This window comes from Nostoc cf. commune SO-36 (genome assembly GCF_023734775.1).
GTDB lineage: Bacteria > Cyanobacteriota > Cyanobacteriia > Cyanobacteriales > Nostocaceae > Nostoc > Nostoc commune_A.
This window is the reverse complement of the sequence record NZ_AP025732.1, coordinates 3,195,211-3,214,862: the sequence shown is the minus strand read 5'-3', so window position 1 is coordinate 3,214,862 and position 19,652 is coordinate 3,195,211. Positions and strand designations below refer to the sequence as shown.

At 40.0% G+C, this 19,652-nt stretch carries 19 protein-coding genes and 1 pseudogene; 16 read left to right on the top strand and 4 right to left on the bottom strand.

Annotated features, from left to right (window positions below; genetic code table 11):
• Positions 1 to 10 precede the first annotated feature (10 nt).
• On the bottom strand, positions 11 to 961 hold the full coding sequence (locus tag ANSO36C_RS14400; RefSeq protein WP_251960081.1) for a branched-chain amino acid ABC transporter permease: 951 nt from the start codon (positions 959 to 961) through the stop codon (positions 11 to 13).
• Between the two features lie 7 nt (positions 962 to 968).
• Positions 969 to 2,219 carry an ABC transporter substrate-binding protein gene (locus ANSO36C_RS14395; protein WP_251960080.1) on the bottom strand — a complete coding sequence of 417 codons (1,251 nt, stop codon included), beginning with the start codon at positions 2,217 to 2,219 and terminating at the stop codon, positions 969 to 971.
• 620 nt (positions 2,220 to 2,839) lie between these two features.
• Between ANSO36C_RS14395 and ANSO36C_RS14390 the strand changes: the two genes are divergently transcribed.
• Positions 2,840 to 3,856, top strand: coding sequence for a PLL family lectin (locus ANSO36C_RS14390; protein ID WP_251960079.1), 1,017 nt, complete (start codon positions 2,840 to 2,842; stop codon positions 3,854 to 3,856).
• A gap of 193 nt (positions 3,857 to 4,049) precedes the next feature.
• On the opposite strand, the gene ANSO36C_RS14385 is transcribed toward ANSO36C_RS14390, so the two are convergent.
• Both ANSO36C_RS14385 and ANSO36C_RS14380 read right to left on the bottom strand, forming a co-directional pair.
• Complete coding sequence (locus ANSO36C_RS14385; protein ID WP_190939194.1) at positions 4,050 to 4,376, bottom strand: DUF6464 family protein; 327 nt, start codon at positions 4,374 to 4,376, stop codon at positions 4,050 to 4,052.
• A gap of 232 nt (positions 4,377 to 4,608) precedes the next feature.
• Entirely contained in the window at positions 4,609 to 5,112 is a 504-nt protein-coding gene (locus ANSO36C_RS14380; protein WP_251960078.1) for a hypothetical protein, read from the bottom strand.
• A gap of 186 nt (positions 5,113 to 5,298) precedes the next feature.
• Between ANSO36C_RS14380 and ANSO36C_RS14375 the strand changes: the two genes are divergently transcribed.
• The 15 genes and pseudogenes from ANSO36C_RS14375 to ANSO36C_RS14310 all read left to right on the top strand — a co-directional run bounded on the left by ANSO36C_RS14375 (position 5,299) and on the right by ANSO36C_RS14310 (position 19,639).
• Entirely contained in the window at positions 5,299 to 5,877 is a 579-nt protein-coding gene (locus ANSO36C_RS14375) for a TetR/AcrR family transcriptional regulator (protein ID WP_251960077.1), read from the top strand.
• Positions 5,878 to 5,984: 107 nt separating this feature from the next.
• A complete protein-coding gene (locus ANSO36C_RS14370; RefSeq protein ID WP_251960076.1) occupies positions 5,985 to 6,635 on the top strand; it encodes a glutathione S-transferase family protein in 651 nt (216 codons plus the stop codon).
• A gap of 260 nt (positions 6,636 to 6,895) precedes the next feature.
• Complete coding sequence (locus ANSO36C_RS14365; RefSeq protein WP_251960075.1) at positions 6,896 to 7,609, top strand: SDR family oxidoreductase; 714 nt, start codon at positions 6,896 to 6,898, stop codon at positions 7,607 to 7,609.
• A 33-nt stretch (positions 7,610 to 7,642) separates the two neighbouring features.
• The gene (locus ANSO36C_RS14360) at positions 7,643 to 8,059 is read left to right on the top strand and encodes an aldo/keto reductase (protein WP_251960074.1); all 417 of its coding nucleotides are present in this window, start codon (positions 7,643 to 7,645) and stop codon (positions 8,057 to 8,059) included.
• Positions 7,989 to 8,711 (top strand): aldo/keto reductase, encoded by a 723-nt coding sequence (locus ANSO36C_RS14355; protein ID WP_251960073.1) that lies wholly within the window; start codon positions 7,989 to 7,991, stop codon positions 8,709 to 8,711. Before ANSO36C_RS14360 ends, ANSO36C_RS14355 begins: the two co-directional genes overlap by 71 nt.
• Positions 8,712 to 8,835: 124 nt before the next feature.
• Positions 8,836 to 9,972, top strand: coding sequence for a lactonase family protein (locus tag ANSO36C_RS14350; RefSeq protein ID WP_251960072.1), 1,137 nt, complete (start codon positions 8,836 to 8,838; stop codon positions 9,970 to 9,972).
• Between the two features lie 530 nt (positions 9,973 to 10,502).
• Entirely contained in the window at positions 10,503 to 11,753 is a 1,251-nt protein-coding gene (locus ANSO36C_RS14345) for an ISAzo13 family transposase (protein ID WP_251960071.1), read from the top strand.
• Between the two features lie 1,188 nt (positions 11,754 to 12,941).
• Positions 12,942 to 14,540, top strand: a complete 1,599-nt coding sequence (locus ANSO36C_RS14340; RefSeq protein ID WP_251960070.1) for a calcium-binding protein — start codon at positions 12,942 to 12,944, stop codon at positions 14,538 to 14,540.
• Positions 14,527 to 14,607, top strand: a pseudogene (locus ANSO36C_RS34880) (hypothetical protein); the annotation flags it as partial. The gene ANSO36C_RS14340 and the pseudogene ANSO36C_RS34880, both read left to right, overlap by 14 nt.
• A 321-nt stretch (positions 14,608 to 14,928) precedes the next feature.
• Positions 14,929 to 16,083, top strand: a complete 1,155-nt coding sequence (locus ANSO36C_RS14335; RefSeq protein WP_251960069.1) for a calcium-binding protein — start codon at positions 14,929 to 14,931, stop codon at positions 16,081 to 16,083.
• A gap of 575 nt (positions 16,084 to 16,658) precedes the next feature.
• Positions 16,659 to 17,036 (top strand): hypothetical protein, encoded by a 378-nt coding sequence (locus ANSO36C_RS14330; RefSeq protein ID WP_251960068.1) that lies wholly within the window; start codon positions 16,659 to 16,661, stop codon positions 17,034 to 17,036.
• A gap of 47 nt (positions 17,037 to 17,083) precedes the next feature.
• On the top strand, positions 17,084 to 18,031 hold the full coding sequence (locus tag ANSO36C_RS14325; RefSeq protein WP_251960067.1) for a beta-ketoacyl-ACP synthase III: 948 nt from the start codon (positions 17,084 to 17,086) through the stop codon (positions 18,029 to 18,031).
• Between the two features lie 28 nt (positions 18,032 to 18,059).
• Complete coding sequence (locus tag ANSO36C_RS14320) at positions 18,060 to 18,485, top strand: holo-ACP synthase (protein WP_251960066.1); 426 nt, start codon at positions 18,060 to 18,062, stop codon at positions 18,483 to 18,485.
• A 28-nt stretch (positions 18,486 to 18,513) separates the two neighbouring features.
• A complete protein-coding gene (locus ANSO36C_RS14315; RefSeq protein ID WP_251960065.1) occupies positions 18,514 to 19,287 on the top strand; it encodes an alpha/beta hydrolase in 774 nt (257 codons plus the stop codon).
• Positions 19,288 to 19,369: 82 nt separating this feature from the next.
• The gene (locus tag ANSO36C_RS14310; protein WP_251960064.1) at positions 19,370 to 19,639 is read left to right on the top strand and encodes an acyl carrier protein; all 270 of its coding nucleotides are present in this window, start codon (positions 19,370 to 19,372) and stop codon (positions 19,637 to 19,639) included.
• Positions 19,640 to 19,652 lie beyond the last annotated feature (13 nt).

The following is a 19,652-nucleotide window of genomic DNA, read 5'->3' as shown; positions in this document are numbered from 1 at the left end:
CTACGTCTCTTTAAACTTTCTGAATAAACCGTCGTCCTAGCAAACCTTGGGGTCTAACTAATAGCATGATAAACAAAATTCCAAAGGCTACCGCGTCTTTATATCCAGAATATTCGGCGGGTACAAATGCCTCCACTAATCCAATTACCAAGCCTCCCAACACTGCGCCGGGAATGCTACCTAAACCACCTAAAACAATTACTGCTAAACCACGCAAACCAAAAGTAATGCCGAAATATGGCCCTGCAATACTAACACTAGAGGCTACTAAAGTTCCTGCTAATCCTGCTAAAAAACTGCTGATGAAGAATGTTAAAATTATAAAGCGATCGCTATTAATTCCTAACAAACTAGCTGTAGTGGGATCTTCTGCGATCGCTTGCATTGCCTTACCATATTTAGTCTGATTGATAAAATAGGTAAGAATTGCCACAATCACAACTGATACAGCAAAAATTACCACCTGAACGCTGCGAATGGGAATTGGATTTTCTGGGCTACCAAAGTTAATCGCAGGCGGCAAATTACCATAAGTATTTGCAGGGTATGTGTAACTTTCTGCGCCTACTAAATACTGGATTAAATTCACAATTACCACTGCTACCCCCAAACTAGAAACAACAGTTAGTAAAGGGTCAGATCCTTGACGGCGTAGAGGTTGAAAAGCAACGCGTTCCATCACAACCCCTACTAATCCCGCCAAGATGCTTCCTAAAATCAAAGATATAGCAAAAGGTAATTTTATCGGTAGGGCTGCATTAGCTAACAAGCCATTAAATCCAAAGTTCCCACCCATAAGTGCGTAAGTGAAGTATGCACCCAAGGTAAAAATCGCGCCATGAGCTAAATTAATGATGCCCAAAATAGAATAAACCAAGGTATATCCTAATGCAAAAATTGCATATACGCTACCAATAGATAACCCATTTAATAATTGCTGCAAAAATAAATTTGTATTCATGTAGCAACTATTTTAAAAATGTAAATTTACCTTGACTTCCGTCTTTTTCCATCTTGATTTGAGCTACATAAAAATCTTTTTGTACAACTTCCCCTATGGGAGTAAAACCAATTTCGCCTAATGGTGTATTATAGGTTCCTGCAAGTATTTGTTTGTTTAACTGCGTCCGTAATTCTGGTAGCTGTAATTTGTTAACTTTGCTATTTTTATCTAAAGATTGGAGTGCTTCGACATAAACTTGCACGGCTGCAAAAGCTTGGGCGCTAAATTGTGGTGGTTCTTTTTTATATTCGTCAATATAGGCTTTACGAAACGCTGCGTTAATTTCGCTTGGATGTTCTGGACTGTAGGCTTGAGCAATCAATACGCCATTACAAAGTGCTTTACAAACTGACAATAAATTTGATGTATTTAAACCATTCCCACCGACAATTAAGCCTTTATAACCAAGTTCCCGCAATTGTCGTACTAAGTTACCGCCATCAGCAGCCAAGCCGGAAATAATTACTAAATCTGGCTTTAAATTAATCGCATTAGTAGCTTGGCTTTGAAAATCTGTATCACTTGTTTGAAACTTTTGTACTGTTACCAATTCCAGCCCTTGATCTTTAACTGTTTGTTGAAATATTTCTGTTTCTGACTTGCTAAATGCATCATTTTGAGCATAGAAAACGGCGACTTTTTTAAGTTGCGGGTTCTGTTTGAGTGCAGCTTTCACCGAATTGGGTGCAACAACAGAAACTGGTGCAGAAACACGAGCAACGTAATCACCAATTTCCGGAATATTTTTAGCAGTATTTGATGGGCCAATAATTGGTACTTTGGCACGTTCGGCAACCGGATCAGCACTGAAGGCTTGCTGTGATAAAGTTGGGCCGACAATACCAATAACTTTATCTTTGTTAATTAGAGTTTGAAAAGCGTTAATTGCCCCTGCTTCATCACCGCTAGTATCTTGAAATACCAATTTAATCGGTGTGCCATTAACACCACCTTTACTATTAAAATACTTTTCTGCAAGTTTAGCTCCAGCGACTTGCTCTTGCCCTAGTAATGCCACGTTACTAGTTTGGGCAACAGCAATACCGATGGGAATAGCACTTGACAATGTACCCGTTGTTGCTGTGGTATTGGTTGCAGTACTATTTGGACTATTAGTTGGAGAACTTGTCACTGTGCTAGTGCCACCACCACAACCTGTTAGTAGCAAAGTGCAAGTTGATAATAATGCTGAAGTCCGAGCGATCGCGTTGTTCATCGTTAGATAATCATGTAGTTATGAGATATTCGGCAAAAGCATCTATCTGCAAACAAAATGACGCAGATTGATACCTTTGCCCGAATTCTATTAAATCATTCTTATTTCACCATGCAAAGACAAATACTCAAAGTCTTTATAAATACAAATTTTTATAATTAGCAATGATCTTATCATTTCCAGGTAAAACTTGGGAATCGTTAAGCGTAAGCGCTGTCAGGTGTCAAATGTTCTAGTCTAACTTAGGTGTCTCAACTCGTCAGCCGATTAGCAGCGAGTATCCAACTAAGTTAATGTATGATTTGTCCAGATTTAAACTGTAAATATAAACAAACTTTTAGCTAAAACTTACTTTGATATAGTTTAATTTGATTAGTGTTGATGTAACAGCTGAGAGTAGCAGTTATATCACACGAAAATTATGAGTTGGAAATGGATATTGTAAAGGTTTGTAACTGTTTTCCGTAACTCTAGAACTGAAACTGATTCCCAATATGTGAGTGATTTCACTGTTCAATATCACTCAAACTGAAAGAAAAATTCAGGAATAAAACTTTACATCTGTCTAAATGTTTCCAACCAAACACAAAGCGGTATTACGGAGGAAGACATTAGATTTTATGAAAAGGAAATTTTCGATTTTAGCAGGCACAACATCGGTAATTTTATCCCTGGTAAGCCAGCCAGTTCTTGCCGTTTGGAATGGGCCTCAGAGTCTGGGAGGTATAGCTACCTCAAATCCTAGTTGTACTTCCTTAGGTACAAATCAGGTTATCTGTGCCGTCCGAGGAACCGATAATGCACTTTATGTGAATCGGTTTAATGGCGGTTCTTGGAGTGGGTATCAGAATCTGGGAGGTATAGCTACCTCAAATCCTAGTTGTACTTCCTTAGGTGCAAGTCAGGCTATCTGTGCCGTCCGAGGCACCGCTAATGCACTTTATGTGAATCGATTTAATGGCAGTTCTTGGAGTGGGTATCAGAATCTAGGAGGTATAGCTACCTCAGATCCTAGTTGTACTCGCTTAGGTACAAATCAGGCTATTTGTGCCGTCCGAGGAACCGATAATGCACTGTTTGTGAATCGGTTTAATGGCAGTTCCTGGAGTGGGTATCAGAGTCTGGGAGGTATAGTCACCTCAAATCCTAGTTGTACTTCTTTAGGTACAAGTCAGGCTATCTGTGCCGGTCTAGGAACTGATAATGGACTTTATGTGAATCGGTTTAATGGCAGTTCCTGGAGTGGGTATCAGAATCTGGGAGGTATAGCCACCTCAGATCCTAGCTGTAGTTCCTTAGGTGCAAGTGAGGCTATATGTACTGTCCGAGGAACCGATAATGCACTATTTGTGAATCGATTTAATGGCAGTTCTTGGAGTGGGTATCAGAGTCTGGGAGGTATAGTCACCTCAAATCCTAGTTGTACTTCTTTCGGTACAAGTCAGGCTATCTGTGCCGGTCTCGGAACTGATAATGCACTATTTGTGAATCGATTTAATGGCAGTTCCTGGAGTGGGTATCAGAGTCTGGGAGGTATATACACCTCAGATCCTAGTTGTACTCGCTTAGGTACAAGTCAAGTTATCTGTGCCGGTCTCGGAACCAATAATGCACTCTTTGTTAATACTGGCCCATAGTTAGGAATTTTCAGTCCTAGAGTTATAGGGGCGCAAGTCTTTGCGCCCCTATAAATAGACATCTCCAGAAATTAAATATGCATCATCCATAACCCTTGTAGAGACGTAGCACTGCTACGTCTCTACATTCATTTTCGGAGATGTCTAAATATAGAAATAATTATGGGATAATTTATTTTTTGCAAGTCCCTCATTAAGACCCTTTTTCACTACCAGCTAATTCTTTAGGTTCATAGTGACGGCAACCGTTACATGGGCCTTCAGGATTGACAGCACAACGCATATAACCAGATCGGGCATTAAATTTACAGCTGATATCGCCAATCAGATAACCCACCCCTTCTAAATAATAGCGATCGCTTTCAACCGGTCTAAGGTTTTGCTGTCTCTGCACTGGTGGAAAATTCATCGCTGCTTGTCTAAGCCGTAAGCGCGATCGCGCATGGGTTTTGCGGATCGCCCACAGGGAAATCAGGGACGGTAAAAAACCAACGGCAATTACTAAAAGTGTCTTTAACACCTTCTTTTTACCTCTTTTGTGCGCTGATTGATTGTCCCTGATGTTACACTCTGGTTTTACGGAAGTGCAAATATTAGGGCAGTTAACTGTGCCTCTTTGCAAACATAGTTGCTAGCAAAGAGACAATGGCAGTGTTGTATCTAGCAATTTTGAGGAAGAAGTTTTTTCTGCCACTTTAATCAGCATAACTGTTACAACCTCAAGGGTGAGATGCCGTTTAATGTTGATAATTTTAAGATTTGTTGACTAATACCTTTTTGAACAAATTTTTTGTGTCAGTCTTAGCACCACTCTCGTTTTTTCTCTGTTGCTGCGATACTAATCTTTTTTTAGTTTGCTGACGAAGTTGCTGTGCTAACAGTGCGGCTTCCCTTTCGGCTCGGAATAAATCAATTCTTCGCGTTGTCAAAATAAATGATTCGTCCGGCTTTCGTTTCACCCAAGGAACGCAAACTGCAAAATACTGACAAATATCTTTGCATGGCTCCTGATTGAGAGCCGGGTAACGTTTTTGAGTATTCAACGTGTTTGCGATCGCTTTCAACTCGAATATCGCTGCTTCTAACTCTCCTGCCATCTGATTTATGCGTTCGACTTGTGCCTTCAAACGCTCCCGTTCACTAATGTTTTTCTCCTCTTGGGGACGCAGTGGCACTATAGCAGCACTTACAGATGTAGGCTGCACCAGCGATTTCAGCAAAATAGGCTTTTTGTTCGTGTCTTGGATGTTTTTCATACTACCTCAAGTAAGGCTAGCTAACTTGTAAGGCATTTTAGCAGCAATATAGTATTTTTGTACTAATATTCCTGAATCCTTTTTGAATATCGGCCTTTCTTAAGCACCCCCACCATAATATTGATCAACCATTCAAAAATATGTATACTTGACAAATACACCCAATTGGGAGATATTTATTAGCCCGTGGTTCGGCAACGAGAATTTGATACAGACGAAGTTTTAGCGATCGTTATGGATTTGTTCTGGCAACGTGGTTATGCCAACACTTCCATGAAAGATATTGTGCAAGCGACAGGAATCCAGCCTGGAAGCTTATATTCTGCCTTTGGTGACAAAGAGAAGTTGTTTCAGCAAGCATTCAAGAAATACACGCAAGAATTCTTTCGTGCTTCTATGCCACGCCATTGTCCCCCCTTGGAATGTATTCAACAGTGGTTTGAACGTTTGGCGAAAGCGATGATCAACGACTCAAAACATAAGGGTTGTTTGATTATTAACACGGCGATAGAGCGCGAATCCCATTCAGCCAGCACGATCGCCATTATTGAAGATCGTTTAGATGAGATTGAGTCCTTCTTTCGGCAGAATCTGGCTCAGGCAATTCAAAATGGAGATTTGCCGAACTCATTTGCGATCGAAACGAATGCTAAAGCATTATTGGGATTAGTTGTGGGTATGTTAGCAGTTGCCCGAATCCGACGTGATGCTCAAACGCTTAAGAGCATTGCAGCAGGTGCTAATACACTGCTTCAAATAAATTAATTTTGACGTTTTCTCTTGACAATCCTTTTTTTTGGTTTTATCTTGAATGAGTATTCAAATTGAACGAATGTTCAAGAAACACTGCTAATACCTCAGGAGTAAACCAGATGTCCAATTTAGTTGTACATGGCTTTCCAGTGAGTCCTAATGTCCGCTCTGCTCGCATTGCTTTAATCGAGAAAGGAGTTGACTACCACTTCAACGAAATCGGGTTTGACTACTTAGGGACGGACGAATACGCAAAGCTTAACCCGTTTCGGAAGATGCCAGTATTAGAGCAAGGAGATTTCATCCTGTACGAAACTCCAGCAATTTTAGGCTATGTTGATGAAGCATTCGCTGGGCCGTCTTTACAGCCAGTTGATCCAAAAGCACGCGCCCAAGTACGGAAATGGATTGGCATTGCGGCAAATTATTTATATCCAGTCGGTGTAATGCAACTATTCTTGCAGCGAATTATGACTCCCATTATGGGTGGTATAAGTGATGAAATTGTGGTTGCGGACTCAGCAAACATTACTAGTCAGCATTTAGATGTCCTCGAACGTGAGTTGACAACATCATTTCTTGTGGGTGATGCATTGAGCTTGGCTGACATCATAGCTGGGTCAATGGTGTACTACGTCAATATGACCAAAGAAGGATCGGCACTAGTTAAAGCTAGACCCAAAACAGCAGCTTGGTTAGAGACTCTCAGCCAACGCAAGAGTTTTCATCAAACTCTGGCGGGACTGTTGGCAGGAAAGGCACAAAGTTAGATATCAGTGGTAAGCTGATCGCCTTGAAGTTGCATAGTTCGGATTGCTAAAAAGACGCAAAGATGCAATTTGAATGATGATTAGCTTCTCCATAAATTTTGTCAGACCATCTTAATAATTCAAAATTGTTCGTGCAGTCTCTCATAAAGAAGAGAATTTCAGACGGGGATTTAAACCCTGGCTGAAAGTGAAGCTAGGTCTAAATTAATGAGTGTTCGTTCAAATTACCAGAATAATCTGTTATCTAGGAGATTTAAGTAATGCAATTAGAAGGAAAGCATGTGGTTGTGGTTGGTGGTAGCCAGGGGATTGGCTATGAGACAGCGCGACTGGCAAAACAGTCGGGTGCAGAGGTAACAATTGCCAGCCGCTCATTAAGCAAGTTGGAAGAAGCATCTGAGCGATTAGGGAAAGTCTACACTGCTGTAGTAGACATCACCGACGAAGCAGCAGTAAATCGTTTATTTACCACAACAGGGCAGGTTGACCACGTTTATATTTCAGCCGGCAGTTTTGTCGGTGGAAAAATTCTAGATGGCTCTGTTGATCAATTTCGCCCTGCTATTGAAAGCCGTGTGTGGGGAAGTGTTTATGTCATTCGAGCAGCTGTGCCAAAAATGTTTTCTGGCGGCTCGATAACGCTCACTGGTGGCTTATCTACCGATCGCCCAGTTCCCGGTGCTTGGCCAACTGCGGTAGCAACGGCTGCGGCTGAACAAATGTCCCGTGCTTTGTCAATCGAATTAAACCCCATTCGAGTCAATGCTGTTGCCCCTGGTTGGACTGACACTCCTATGTGGGATGCAATTTTTGGGGAAGCCAAGCAAGATGCTTTTCAAGACGTTGCTTCAAAGATTCCAACTAGGCGGTTGGTAACGGCTGAAGAAGTTGCCAGCAGTGTGATTTTTTTAATGACTAATCCCTCGATTACAGGCGAAGTCATTCATATTGATGGTGGACATCGTTATGTGTAGGTCTTTGATTTTGTTTAGTTGAGAGTCACACAAATGCAGTATCGATTACTGGGACGGACGGGTTTATACGTTTCTGAAATCTGCCTTGGTACTATGACCTTCGGCGGTGCTGGCTTCTGGAAAGTTATCGGCGAGTTGGGTGTTGATGCCGCAACAGAACTCGTTAAAACTGCTTTCGATGGAGGCGTGAACTTTTTTGACACAGCAGATGTCTATTCAGAAGGGCAGTCTGAGGTCATTTTAGGAAAGGCACTTCAGCAGTCAGGATTGCCTCGCGATCAAGTAGTTATTGCCACTAAAGTACGTGAACGATTAGGAAACACCCCAAATCAAGTTGGATTATCTCGCCATCATATTCTGAATGGAGTCGAATCGCAGCTTGAAACGTCTCCAGGTAGACTACATCGATCTTTACCAAGTTCATGGTTTCGATCCTGTGACTCCAATTGAAGAAACTCTAAGTGTCCTAGATGATATAATTGCCACTGGTAAAGTGCGCTATATCGGATTATGCAACTTTTCTGCATGGCAGATTATGAAGGCATTAGCGATCGCAGATAAATACCAGTGGCATCGCTTCGAGTCAGTACAAGCATACTATTCTTTAGCTGGTCGTGATTTAGAGCGTGAGATTGTTCCTTTGGCTCAAGATCAACAGTTGAGCGTTTTACCCTGGAGTCCTTTAGCAGGTGGTTTACTGAGTGGTAAATTTAAACGCGAGAAAGACAATCCCACAGGTGCAAGACGCACTACATTTGACTTTCCTCCGGTTGATTTAGAACGAACCTACAAAATTATTGATGCTCTACAGCCGATCGCCCAAAGCCACAATTGCTCAATTGCTCGAATTGCCCTAGCATGGCTACTCAGTCATAACTATGTTACAAGCGTTCTCATTGGCGCGAAGTCTGTAGAACAGTTACAGGATAACTTGATGGCTGCTGAATTAACGCTCACAAAAGACGAACTTTCTGTTATTGATGAGGTTAAGCCGTTTACCCGTAGAGTATCCTCAATGGATGTTAAATTATCAAGCTCAAGAGCGATCGCCTGGAGGGAGTCGTCCAGCCTCATAATTTTGCAAGATGAAAATTCCTGCTGAAGACAGAATTCACAATACCCCAGCAGTCAAGTCAAGGCGAAGAGTCACCGAAAGAATTTAATATCACGCGCGTTTTTAGCTGCCTTAATTTTATCAGAATTTCAATCATCAAACTGCACCGACTATGAACCTGAAAATCTTTGCCTTAGTGCTGGCAACTTTGATGAGCATATCTGCAAAGACAATTGCCCAAACCTGGGATCGGTCTGCCCCTGGAGATTTTCAGGGTCGTTATCTTGTTTCGGTATCAGATGCAGATATGCTGGCTTCTGCCTACGTAGATGGAAAACTTGGATCTCGTGAAGGGAAGGATGCTATAAGTGTAATTCCTCTGACAGGGAAACAGATTCGAGACTTACGTGCTTACGAAACTGAGGCGAGTAATTCTGTCGCTGGGCCACCTGCGGCAGTCGCGGTTACACCCGATGGTCGTTATGCATTAGTAGTTGAAACTTTTGAGCAAAGACCGCCAGGGGATTGGCAAAATCAAACCTTTACCGATCTCAAGCATGGGAAACGCCTTTTGGTGTTTGACTTGAGCAACCCGACTCGACCAACTCAAGTGCAAGAATTAGTGATCGCCGAGCGTCCTACATCTGTTAGCATCAATCGTGATGGTTCCCTTGTATCAGTTACTTTTCATCCCAAAGGATCTGGGGCAAAAACTCCTTTAGCATTGATTCCCCTAAACAACGGAAGACTGGGGCAACCAATTTATCCTTCTGTGTCCCCCTTGCCACAGGGACATGAACTAATCCATACAACTTGGCATCCTACCGAAAATACTTTGGCACTCGTCAATACAAGCGCTGCCGAAATCTCCTTTACCAAGGTCGTGCGTCAGGCTAATAATCTTGAGCTTCAGCCCTGGGGAAATGTAGTAAAAATTGAAAAAGCTCCCTACATTGCCCGATTCACACCAGATGGCCGACATTTAATTGTGAATAATCTCTTCTGGGGAGCAGATGTACAGGGAACTTGGAATGAAGCGCCTCGTGGTAGCGTGGTGAGTATTAGGCTAAAGGCCGACACACAACCCGATGGTAGCCCGCGCCATGCTCTAGTATCACGAGCCATGACAAGTGTCAGTCCTGAAGGATTGACAGTTAGTCCCAACGGTCGATATGTCGTCACGACCAATCTAGAGCGAAGTTATTTACCCTACAACGATAATCGCATCACTTGGTTCTCATCGCTAACATTGATGACTTTAGACCCCCAGACCGGGCAACTCAAGCCGAGTAGCAGATTATCCTTATGATGGAATTTTACCCGAAGCTGCTGTATTTGATGCTTCCAGCCAGTATCTTGCAGTTGTTACCTATGACCATTTTGACGATCGCATCAAAGGTGGCTCTATTGATTTCTGGCGCATTGCTAGCGATCCACTTAATCCACAACCGCAATTGGTACAGACTCGTTATTCTATTCCAGTCACACGGGGGGCACATTCAATGGTGCTAGTTCCGTAGACAAAATACTATACTTCCGTAAGATAAACTCTTTTTAACCTCCCACGAATACCTTTCTCAACATCTTTAAAAAGGCAGGGTGGCTAATGCGAAGAAATAAAAATATCGAATTCTTATTTTTTAATCTGATACCTACTACCAAATAGTTAAAGAAGTACAAAACTTTAAGGCTTATATTTTTCTCTAACGAGAATGAAATAATTCTGACCAATATTTTTTAAAAAAAGTAATTTTTTTAACCTATTACTGACGAAACTTGCATAATATCTTAAACAATATCTGATAAGTTTGTAGCTGTTTAAGATATTAGGATTGCTGTATGTCAGCAAGAGAGTTTCTCAAAGCTAAGTTTGATTCCCTTTATCCTCATCTGAACGAGAGATCGCTACGTCTGTGGGCTGCCGCAGAAGCTATTGCATTCGGTAGAGGTGGAATTACGCAAGTTTCTCAAGCAACAGGTCTATCACCAAAAACGATTCGGGTGGGTATTCGTGAACTTGAAATTGAGCCAGATGCCCAAATCAAACACAGCCAATTTCAAGAGAAAGCTCGATGTAAAGGAGGTGGTAGAAAGCGTCTGCTAGATACTGACCAAACCTTAATTCCAGACTTGGAGACATTAATTAAACCAGTGAGTTGTGAAAATTCAGACCCACCTCTACGTTGGACTTGTGAAAGCACCACAAAAATAGCTGAAAAATTGCGAACCAAGGGTCACGCGATCAGCGCTAGAAAAGTTGCTTCTTTATTATGTCAACTTGGCTACAGTTTACAAAACAACTGTAAAACCAAAGATGGATACTCTAACTGCGATCGGGATGTTCAATTTCAATATATCTATGAGCAAGTGCAAAATTTTCAAGCCCGTGGTCAACTTATAATTTCACTTGATATCAAGAAAAAAGAGGCTGTTGAAAACTATAAAAATGATATAAAAACATATCAATCGGAAAAACAATTTATCAAGGATCAAACTCATTATTTTCCCGAACAAGAACTCTTAAATACTCTTCCGTATGAAGTTGATAATGCGGCTACAAGCCAGGAGTGGGTAAATGTAGGCATTAATAATGACACCGCAGAGGTCACTGTTGAGTCAATTCGTCGGTGGTGGCAAGATATGGGCAAAAAAATCTACAAGGATGCTACAGAGTTGTTGATTACAGCAGACTGTAGTGAGCCTGACAAGTATTGCTTGCAGTTATGGAAGAACCAACTCCAAAAACTTGCTAAGGAAACTGGACTTATGATTCAGTTTGCACATTTTCCACCTGCTACAAGTAAGTGGAACAATATAGAACATCGTATGTTCTGTCTGATTACAGAAAACTGGAGAGGTAAACCACTAACCATTAAAAAAGTAGCAATCAATTTGATAAGTACTGCTAGCATCAATAAAGGAATGATAATTAAAACTCCACCTAATGAAAATAACTATCAGATAGACATGAATATCACTGACCAAAAATTGCCAAAAGTCCGCCTACAAAAGCCTGAATTTTATGATAATTGGAACTACCGATTTTTACCTCAAAACTCTTTGGAATTATCATCTTCCTTAAACAATTGAGATTAATAGGGAATAAAAGGTATATGTATCACAATTAGTTAGAGTTACATAACTAATTAAGTAGGTCGGCGTAAATAATTATCATTGGGATAAGGTACGGAGAAAAGGGAGCATCGCAATTTTGCAAATTTACCAAATTAGAACTAGTCATTGCGAATGGAGCGTATCCCTTCGGGGAAGCAAGCTACGCGGTAGCGTCTCTAAGAGTTGCAGAATGAAGCAATCGCAAAGTCTAGCGGCTGCGATTGCTTCCCTTCATTTCATTACGCTCGCAATGACAAAATATGTTTTTACACATTTGGGATGCTCCCCGGAGAAAAGGGTTTGAGCCTTGTTTACTTTTCTTCTCACAATTTACTTTTATTATGCCGACTAACTTATACAAGTATAACTTTAACCAAGCCTATTCTCTTATACATAAGCGGCGATGTCTTCTAAAGTCGATAGTTTTGCCAAACAAATCTATAGCTCAATAGTAGCTAAGTAGAATCATAGCAAAAGTGCATATATAAAGAATGATGTCGGATTCATAACAAATAGACTTACAGCGTTTCAGTTTTGTGACACTTGAATAGATTTTTTTGATTTTAATTTTATTTTCTATAGGAGTTGATATAAGTCTTACTTTAACAGTCAGTGTCATTTTTAGCAATATAAACCAAATTAGAATCTAAAAATATTCTGCAAATCCCTAATCTGACATCATTTACAAAGGGTAACGAGCCTCTAAAAGAAGTAAGTTATTTATGCGCTATTCTTAATGGTCAAACCCTACTTGAATAGCGATGTTTAGTTATGCTACTGTAATTTTGTAAACATTAGTTTAGCCCTAGTAAACAAATGCTAAACAAGGGGTAAGCGAAAACTACACGGTTAGTATTGCTTATTGCTGTTCCTAACTTAGTTCTTTTTTTTAATCGAAATAGCGCAATTCCATGAAAGCAATTCTTAATTTAGTAGTGTTGCAAAGCTAGTATTTAGTTAACCATTAGCTATTACGAAGCAAAACTTATAAATATTGTTTTATAACTACTAAATTTGTCTATGCCAAGTGGAGCTTCATTATGTTCATTTTTTGTCTGTTACTATCAAAAACTACGCAGATAAAAGCTTCTATATTTTAGTGGCTTAGATGCGTCGTAAATTCTCATAAGTTGCAATAACAATCTATAAGAGGTAGAAGCAAAAGTGGTTAGAAAGCTCACTGTTGGTACTCAAGAAGATGATTCTATTTTATTGATAGCATCAGAAGATAATAATACTGTTATTGCCCTCGCTGGTGATGATGTAATCTCTACTGGGTCTGGGAATGACCTTATCAATGCAGGCAACGGTAATGATATTGTTACTTCTGGACAAGGAAACGACGTTATCAATGCAGGCAACGGTGATGATGTTGTTAGTGGACAAGAAGGTAACGATTTTATAGATGGTGGAGCCGGAGACGACCTCATTGAGGGCGGACTTGGCAACGATATCATCAAATCTGGAACTGGCAACAACAATATCAATGGTGGTTTTGGCGACGATATTATTTATCTTGCAGGACAATTGAACACCGTTTTTGCTGAAGCTGGCAATGACAAGATATTCGGTGGTGATAGCATTGATGCCATTGATGCCGGTGACGGTAACGACATTGTTCTTGCTGGTGCTGGGGATGACTTTTTGACTGGTGAAAGTGGTAACGATAGGCTCTATGGTGAAATTGGTAACGATCTAATAGATGGTGGTAGTGGAGATGACAAACTTTCTGGAGATGTCGGCAATGACCAACTATTCGGAAATGATGGTACAGACTCCCTGAATGGCGGTGCAGGGAATGATTTGCTTGATGGTGGTCAAGGCAATGACCTATTAACGGGTGGCACTGATAATGACACTCTGATTGGTGATAATGGCAATGATGAACTGCAAGGCAATAGTGGAAACGACAAACTGATTGGCGTTAATACTGATATTGGTACATCTAGCTTTGGACAAGGCGAGATTGATGTTCTCACAGGCGGTCAAGGTGCAGATACTTTTGTTTTAGGTGACAAGAACACTGCTTACTACAGTGATGGTAATCCAGGTTCTTTTGGGGATAAAGATTTCGCCATTATCAAAGATTTTCAATCTGGGATTGATACTATCCAACTTAAAGGTTCAGCATCAAATTACTCATTAGTTCGAGCTTTTGGCGATCTTCCAAGTGGGACATCCATATACTACAGTGACAGTTCAAATATTCTTGCTGAACTCATTGGTGTAATTGAAGGACAGACAGTAACAAATTTAAATCTCAATAATACCAGTCAGTTCTCTTTTACAGATACTACACTGACTGGCTCACTCACAAGCATACCCATTAAAAATGCTGGCTTTGAAGAGCCACTATTGGAAGATGGAACCTTTAATATTGCCGATGTGCCTGGTTGGGTGGTTTACGATCCGAAGGGTTTCATACCTGAAAATCCCAACGGAATTGATACTTCCAACTATGATGTGTTAGACCCCAACACTGAATACTTCATTAACGAAGCACCTGAAGGAGAAAATGTTGCTGATATTTATTTAGTTCAACCTCCTGGTAGTGATGGAGTTGTCGGTCTAGCCCAAACACTTGATAGTGTTTTAACAGCCAATACTGAATATACCCTACAGGTAGAAGTAGGTAATATCGGAGGAATTTATATAGGAATTGACTTAAGTGGTTTCCCTGGATATCGTGTGGAATTGCTAGCAGGGGATACGGTTTTGGCATCTGACAATAATAGCGTGTTTATAGCAGATAAAAACCTTTGAAACCTCCACAGTCAAATTCACTGCCACAGAGTCTAATCCTTACTTAGGACAGAATTTAGGAATCCGATTGGTTAATATCCTAGAAGGCCCAGGGCTGGTAGTTAATTTTGATGATGTCCGCTTAACGGCGCAAACGCTACCAGATTTATCTACATCAACTGGAATTAACCTGACCTAATCCTCGTCTGTTATTCCCAAAATTTACACATCAACAAGCTTCGACTCTAATCGTTTGTCTGCTTGTTTTAATGCACAATATGCTCTTTTCGTGCAGTGTAATAAGTCCATCCAGTAATACCAATTCCTGGATATGTACGTATTGACTCTACTGTTAATGCGTGAATCCTAATCCTTTGCAACAACAATTTACAAGAGGTAAAAAGCAGAAATGGCAAGCCAATTTGTTACCGGAACTCAAGAAAACGACTCTATCATACTCATAACCTCAGAGGATGATATCACCGTTATTGCCCTTGGCGGTGATGACATTATCTCGACTGGATCTGGAAACGACTTGATTATTGCAGGTAGTGGGAATGACATTATTCCTTCTCGAGAAGGGGACGACTCTATTGATGCCGGTGATGGTAATGATCTGGTTGATGGGCAAGAAGGTAATGATTTTATAGATGGTGGTGCAGGAAACGATCTTCTAGGAGGTGGGCCTGGCAACGATATTATCAAATCTGGCTCTGGTAACGATACTATAAATGGTGGTTCTGGCAACGACATTATTTATCTTGAAGGTGAAGTGAACGTAGTGTTTGCCGAATCTGACAATGACATCATCTATGGTGGTGATGGTGTTGACCTAATTGATGCTGGCGATGGTGACGACGTTGTTTTTGCTGGTGCTGGGGATGACTTTTTTACTGGTGAAGGTGGTAACGATAGGCTTAATGGTGGAATTGGCAACGATACGATAGTTGGGGGTAGAGGAGACGATCGCCTTTTTGGCGATGTAGGTAACGATATACTCTTTGGAAATGATGGCGTAGACTTTTTAAATGGTGATGCCGGAGATGATAATCTCGATGGTGGTAAAGGCAACGATCTGCTGGCTGGTGGTACTGGTAATGACATTTTGGCTGGTGCTGATGGCAATGATACCCTCGAAGGTGATGGTGGAAGTGACACCTTAAATGGTGGTGCGGGAGCAGACAGACTAATTGGGGTTAATCCCGTTGTTGCTAGTTTTGGCCTTGGAAAGGGTGAGATTGACGTTCTTACAGGCGGTCAAGGAAGAGATACTTTCGTTCTAGGCGATAAGAATGCTGTTTACTACGATAATGGCAATCCATCATCCATTGGAGATCAAGATTTCGCGCTTATCAAAGACTTTCAGTCTGGTTTGGATACTATCGAACTCAAAGGTTCGGCATCAGATTATTTATTGGTTCAATCTTTTGGCAGCCTTCCAAGTGGGACATCTATATACTTTAGTGGCAGTTCAAACATTCTTCCTGAACTTATAGGTTTAATTGAAGGACAAGTGGCTACAAATTTCAATCTCAATAATACTAGCCAATTCTCTTTTGTTTAACCTGATTTGAACAGATTGAAAAAGGTGCAAAAAAGCTGAGACTTTAATAAAATAAAAAAAGGGTGTCTCAGCAATATTCACTGTGGTATTTTGGCTTAATGTAACGGCGTTTTTGTAGCGATCGCATGGAAACTAGTAGTCTTTCAAGAAGTAATTGACGAATAAATTTTCTGTAGAGACGGCGATAAATCGCGTCTTTCTAACCGTCAAAATGAATTTGACAGACTACTAGCGCTAAGAACAAATCTTGAGCGTAAAGTCTGACGCTACATCAACGCCGCAACATTTCAAGATATCTAGTTGGAAGTGATCTTTATGATGGGCTTGATTTAGCAACGCCCTTCTTTTACATTAAAACTATCACATGCTCTTATTTCAAGTGTTTCACACCTTTTGTCAAACTTTCAGATCAGCAACTATTAGAAATTTATTTTTTAAATTGCATAATTTCCGAAATAAGCTCTGATGAATTGGTAGTAGTAAATAACAGAATTTATACAAGTAGATGATTAGTTTTTGAATTTGTATAAATTCTTAAAAAAGCTCTAACAACTTTGTAGTAAATCACAGAACTCATGAATAGCTTTATGCCGGAATCAAAGCTAAATTTAGAGACTTGCGATATTAAGAAAGCAGTTAACATTCTTGGCTTAGAAATTTCTGATAGAGAAGTGGATGAATTAAAATCTGGCAGTAACATTTCACTTAAAAATAGAGATTTAAGTGAGATTGGTTCGGTATTCATCCTTGCAGAAGCTGTTTTAAGAACCAAGCTAGTTAAAGTTAAAAGTGTTAACTTTGACGAATTACAAAAAGTAACAGCAGACTTTTCACAGCACTCTGGCATTCCAATTTACTGTTGGGACTCTGAAACTAGTGGTAAGAGCTGTCTTCTACTAACTCTAGTGGATGGTAAACCTAATATTCGATTGTCAAGTGGGAGGTCAATTTGATACCTGTAAAGTTATCTGCTTTAGGAGTTTACCTACCTACTCAGATCATGACAAACCATGAGATAGCTAAAATCGTGGATACGTCTGATGAGTGGATTCGTACTAGAACTGGGATAGTTGAACGGCGAATAGCTTCTCCTGAAGAAAGCACATCTACTTTAGCAACAGCTGCTGCAAAACAGGTGTTGGATAAACGCGGTATCGAATCATTAGAAGTAGAAATGATTCTAGTCGCAACTATGATGCCTGATACACCATTTCCATCAGTTGCTTGTCAAGTGCAGAATAATATAGGAGCTTGGAATGCCTTTGCTTTTGATATATCTGCGGCCTGTTCAGGATTTGTTTATGGTCTAGAAACAGCAGCACAGTTTATCAAAACTGGTACAGTTCGTAATGCCTTGGTTATAGGGGCAGAAGTTCTTTCCAGATGTATAGATTGGCAAGACCGTTCTACATGTGTGTTGTTTGGAGACGGTGCAGGAGCGGTTTTGCTTGAGTCAGGGCAAGAAGAAAATGGTTTTTTAGCTTCTGTGTTGCGTGCTGATGGTTCAGGTAAACATCTGTTGTATATGCCTGCTGGGGGTACTACGCTTCCAACTTCAATTCAAACTGTTGAAAATAGGCAGCATTTTCTAAAAATGAATGGAGGAGAACTATTTCAGGTTGTAGTACCGATGGTATGCGATACCATCATCGATACCTGCAATAAAGCAAATATTTCTGTTGAAGATATTGAGCTGATTATTCCTCATCAGGCTAACATTCACATTATTGAAGAAGTTGCTGTATATTTGGGAATTTCATTTGAACGTTTCATGTGCAACCTTCATAAATATGGAAATACCTCTGCTGCTTCAATTCCACTTGCTTTGTTTGATGCTGTTCAAGAAGGGAAAATTGTCACAGGCGATTATGTGATGATGGTTGGGTTTGGCGCAGGGCTGACTTGTGGAGCAAGTTTAATTCGCTGGGACAAATCGTTTGTTTGCTAGAGGGTAGTTTACACATCATAAAAATCAAATGTTTATAGAAGACAAAATTTGTGCGTCTTCTGCCCAGTCACCAATTCAAGTAAAAACTGGAATAGATTTTATCTCTATCAAAGATATAAAAGACTTAGCGGATGCACCGATAGGAGTTTGGTTGACAGAACAAGAATGGGAGGATGTTTTAACTCTTTCAAATGAGAATCATCAACTTCAACGATTAGCAGGAAAATTTGCTTGTAAAGAAGCAATTATAAAGGTTTTAGAAGGTGGAATTAGTCAAATTGAACTGGTTGACATAGAAATATTACACAATAGTTCTGGAAAACCAATTGTTTTTTTATATGAAACTGCTCTTCCTTTTTGGCAAAAGATTGCAGCTCATAATTTGGATGTAAGTATTAGCCATGACAAAGATTATGCAATGGCGATCGCAATTGCAATATGTCTGAAAAATTGAAATTTATAGCAGAAAAAATATGTCACACATGGAAGCATTTGTTTTTCAAAATAAGCGTGAGCAAAACCTTGTTGGTGTTGTGCATCACGGGCAAGGAAATAAACCCAGACCGTGTTTAATTGTATGTCATGGATTTGCAGGTACTAAGATTGGTGGAAGTCGGCGCTTTGTGGAATTTTCTCGCTATGCAGTGAAACATAATTTATCAGTATTTAGATTTGATTTTGCAGGTTCAGGTGATAGTGATGGTGATTTAGTAGACCTGACTTTAGATAGAGAATTAGAAGATTTGGAAGCTGCAATTAATTTAGTTAAGAAGATAGATGGTGTTGATCAAAACGCAATTGGATTAGTAGGACATTGCTTAGGTGCAGTAACTGTTATCCGAGAAAGTGCGAGAAATTCAGAGATATATAAGACCGTTGCATGGGCACCATTTACTGATTTGTCAGGCACTGTTATGCGATTGATTGGGGAAGATTCATTTTCTCTTTTAGAAGAGGGTGATGAATCAGAATTTCTTTACCACGGAGAACTTATGACCTGTGGCCCTGAAATTCTCAAGCAATCTTTTGAGCTTGATATGTTAAAAGAGGTTGAGCAAGCTAATCAGCCCTTGTTAATTATTCATGGAACTGAAGATGCAACAGTTCCATTACAAGAGGTAAAGCAATTAGTAGAGCAAGCACAAATGACTTCTAATAAACCACCGAAATTACAGATAATAGAAGGAGCTCATCATTCTTTTCCATTCCATCAACAAGAACTTTTTGAGCTAACAATTGAATGGTTTATTAACTAAATTAGCTCTATTGTTTACTCAAATACTGATTGAAAACTACTAATAGATTTAATAAACTCTCAAAATAGAGAAGGAGAAAAATATGGTTGCAATCAATGAAAAGGACTCTAAACTCGTTTCATTTGATGAATTTTGTAATGCTGTTGCCCAAAGGCTTAACATAGACCAAAATAAGCTTCTTCCTGATGCTTATTGGGTAGATGATGTAGGAATATCTTCCGTGGATATTGTCAAAATTGTGATGCTCATACGGCAAAAATTTGGTGTGAAGATATCTACAACTCAAGCCGGAAGAATTAAAACAGTACAAAATGCTTACCAATTATTGGAATCAGCATTAAATAATAGCTAGAAAAAGATTTTTA

Coding starts and splice junctions, on each gene's coding strand:
- ANSO36C_RS14400 (WP_251960081.1), bottom strand. CDS start 961: ATGAATACAAATTTATTTTTGCAGCAATTATTAAATGGGTTATCTATT.
- ANSO36C_RS14395 (WP_251960080.1), bottom strand. CDS start 2,219: ATGAACAACGCGATCGCTCGGACTTCAGCATTATTATCAACTTGCACT.
- ANSO36C_RS14390 (WP_251960079.1), top strand. CDS start 2,840: ATGAAAAGGAAATTTTCGATTTTAGCAGGCACAACATCGGTAATTTTA.
- ANSO36C_RS14380 (WP_251960078.1), bottom strand. CDS start 5,112: ATGAAAAACATCCAAGACACGAACAAAAAGCCTATTTTGCTGAAATCG.
- ANSO36C_RS14370 (WP_251960076.1), top strand. CDS start 5,985: ATGTCCAATTTAGTTGTACATGGCTTTCCAGTGAGTCCTAATGTCCGC.
- ANSO36C_RS14365 (WP_251960075.1), top strand. CDS start 6,896: ATGCAATTAGAAGGAAAGCATGTGGTTGTGGTTGGTGGTAGCCAGGGG.
- ANSO36C_RS14360 (WP_251960074.1), top strand. CDS start 7,643: ATGCAGTATCGATTACTGGGACGGACGGGTTTATACGTTTCTGAAATC.
- ANSO36C_RS14350 (WP_251960072.1), top strand. CDS start 8,836: ATGAACCTGAAAATCTTTGCCTTAGTGCTGGCAACTTTGATGAGCATA.
- ANSO36C_RS14345 (WP_251960071.1), top strand. CDS start 10,503: ATGTCAGCAAGAGAGTTTCTCAAAGCTAAGTTTGATTCCCTTTATCCT.
- ANSO36C_RS14335 (WP_251960069.1), top strand. CDS start 14,929: ATGGCAAGCCAATTTGTTACCGGAACTCAAGAAAACGACTCTATCATA.
- ANSO36C_RS14330 (WP_251960068.1), top strand. CDS start 16,659: ATGAATAGCTTTATGCCGGAATCAAAGCTAAATTTAGAGACTTGCGAT.
- ANSO36C_RS14325 (WP_251960067.1), top strand. CDS start 17,084: ATGACAAACCATGAGATAGCTAAAATCGTGGATACGTCTGATGAGTGG.
- ANSO36C_RS14320 (WP_251960066.1), top strand. CDS start 18,060: ATGTTTATAGAAGACAAAATTTGTGCGTCTTCTGCCCAGTCACCAATT.
- ANSO36C_RS14315 (WP_251960065.1), top strand. CDS start 18,514: ATGGAAGCATTTGTTTTTCAAAATAAGCGTGAGCAAAACCTTGTTGGT.
- ANSO36C_RS14310 (WP_251960064.1), top strand. CDS start 19,370: ATGGTTGCAATCAATGAAAAGGACTCTAAACTCGTTTCATTTGATGAA.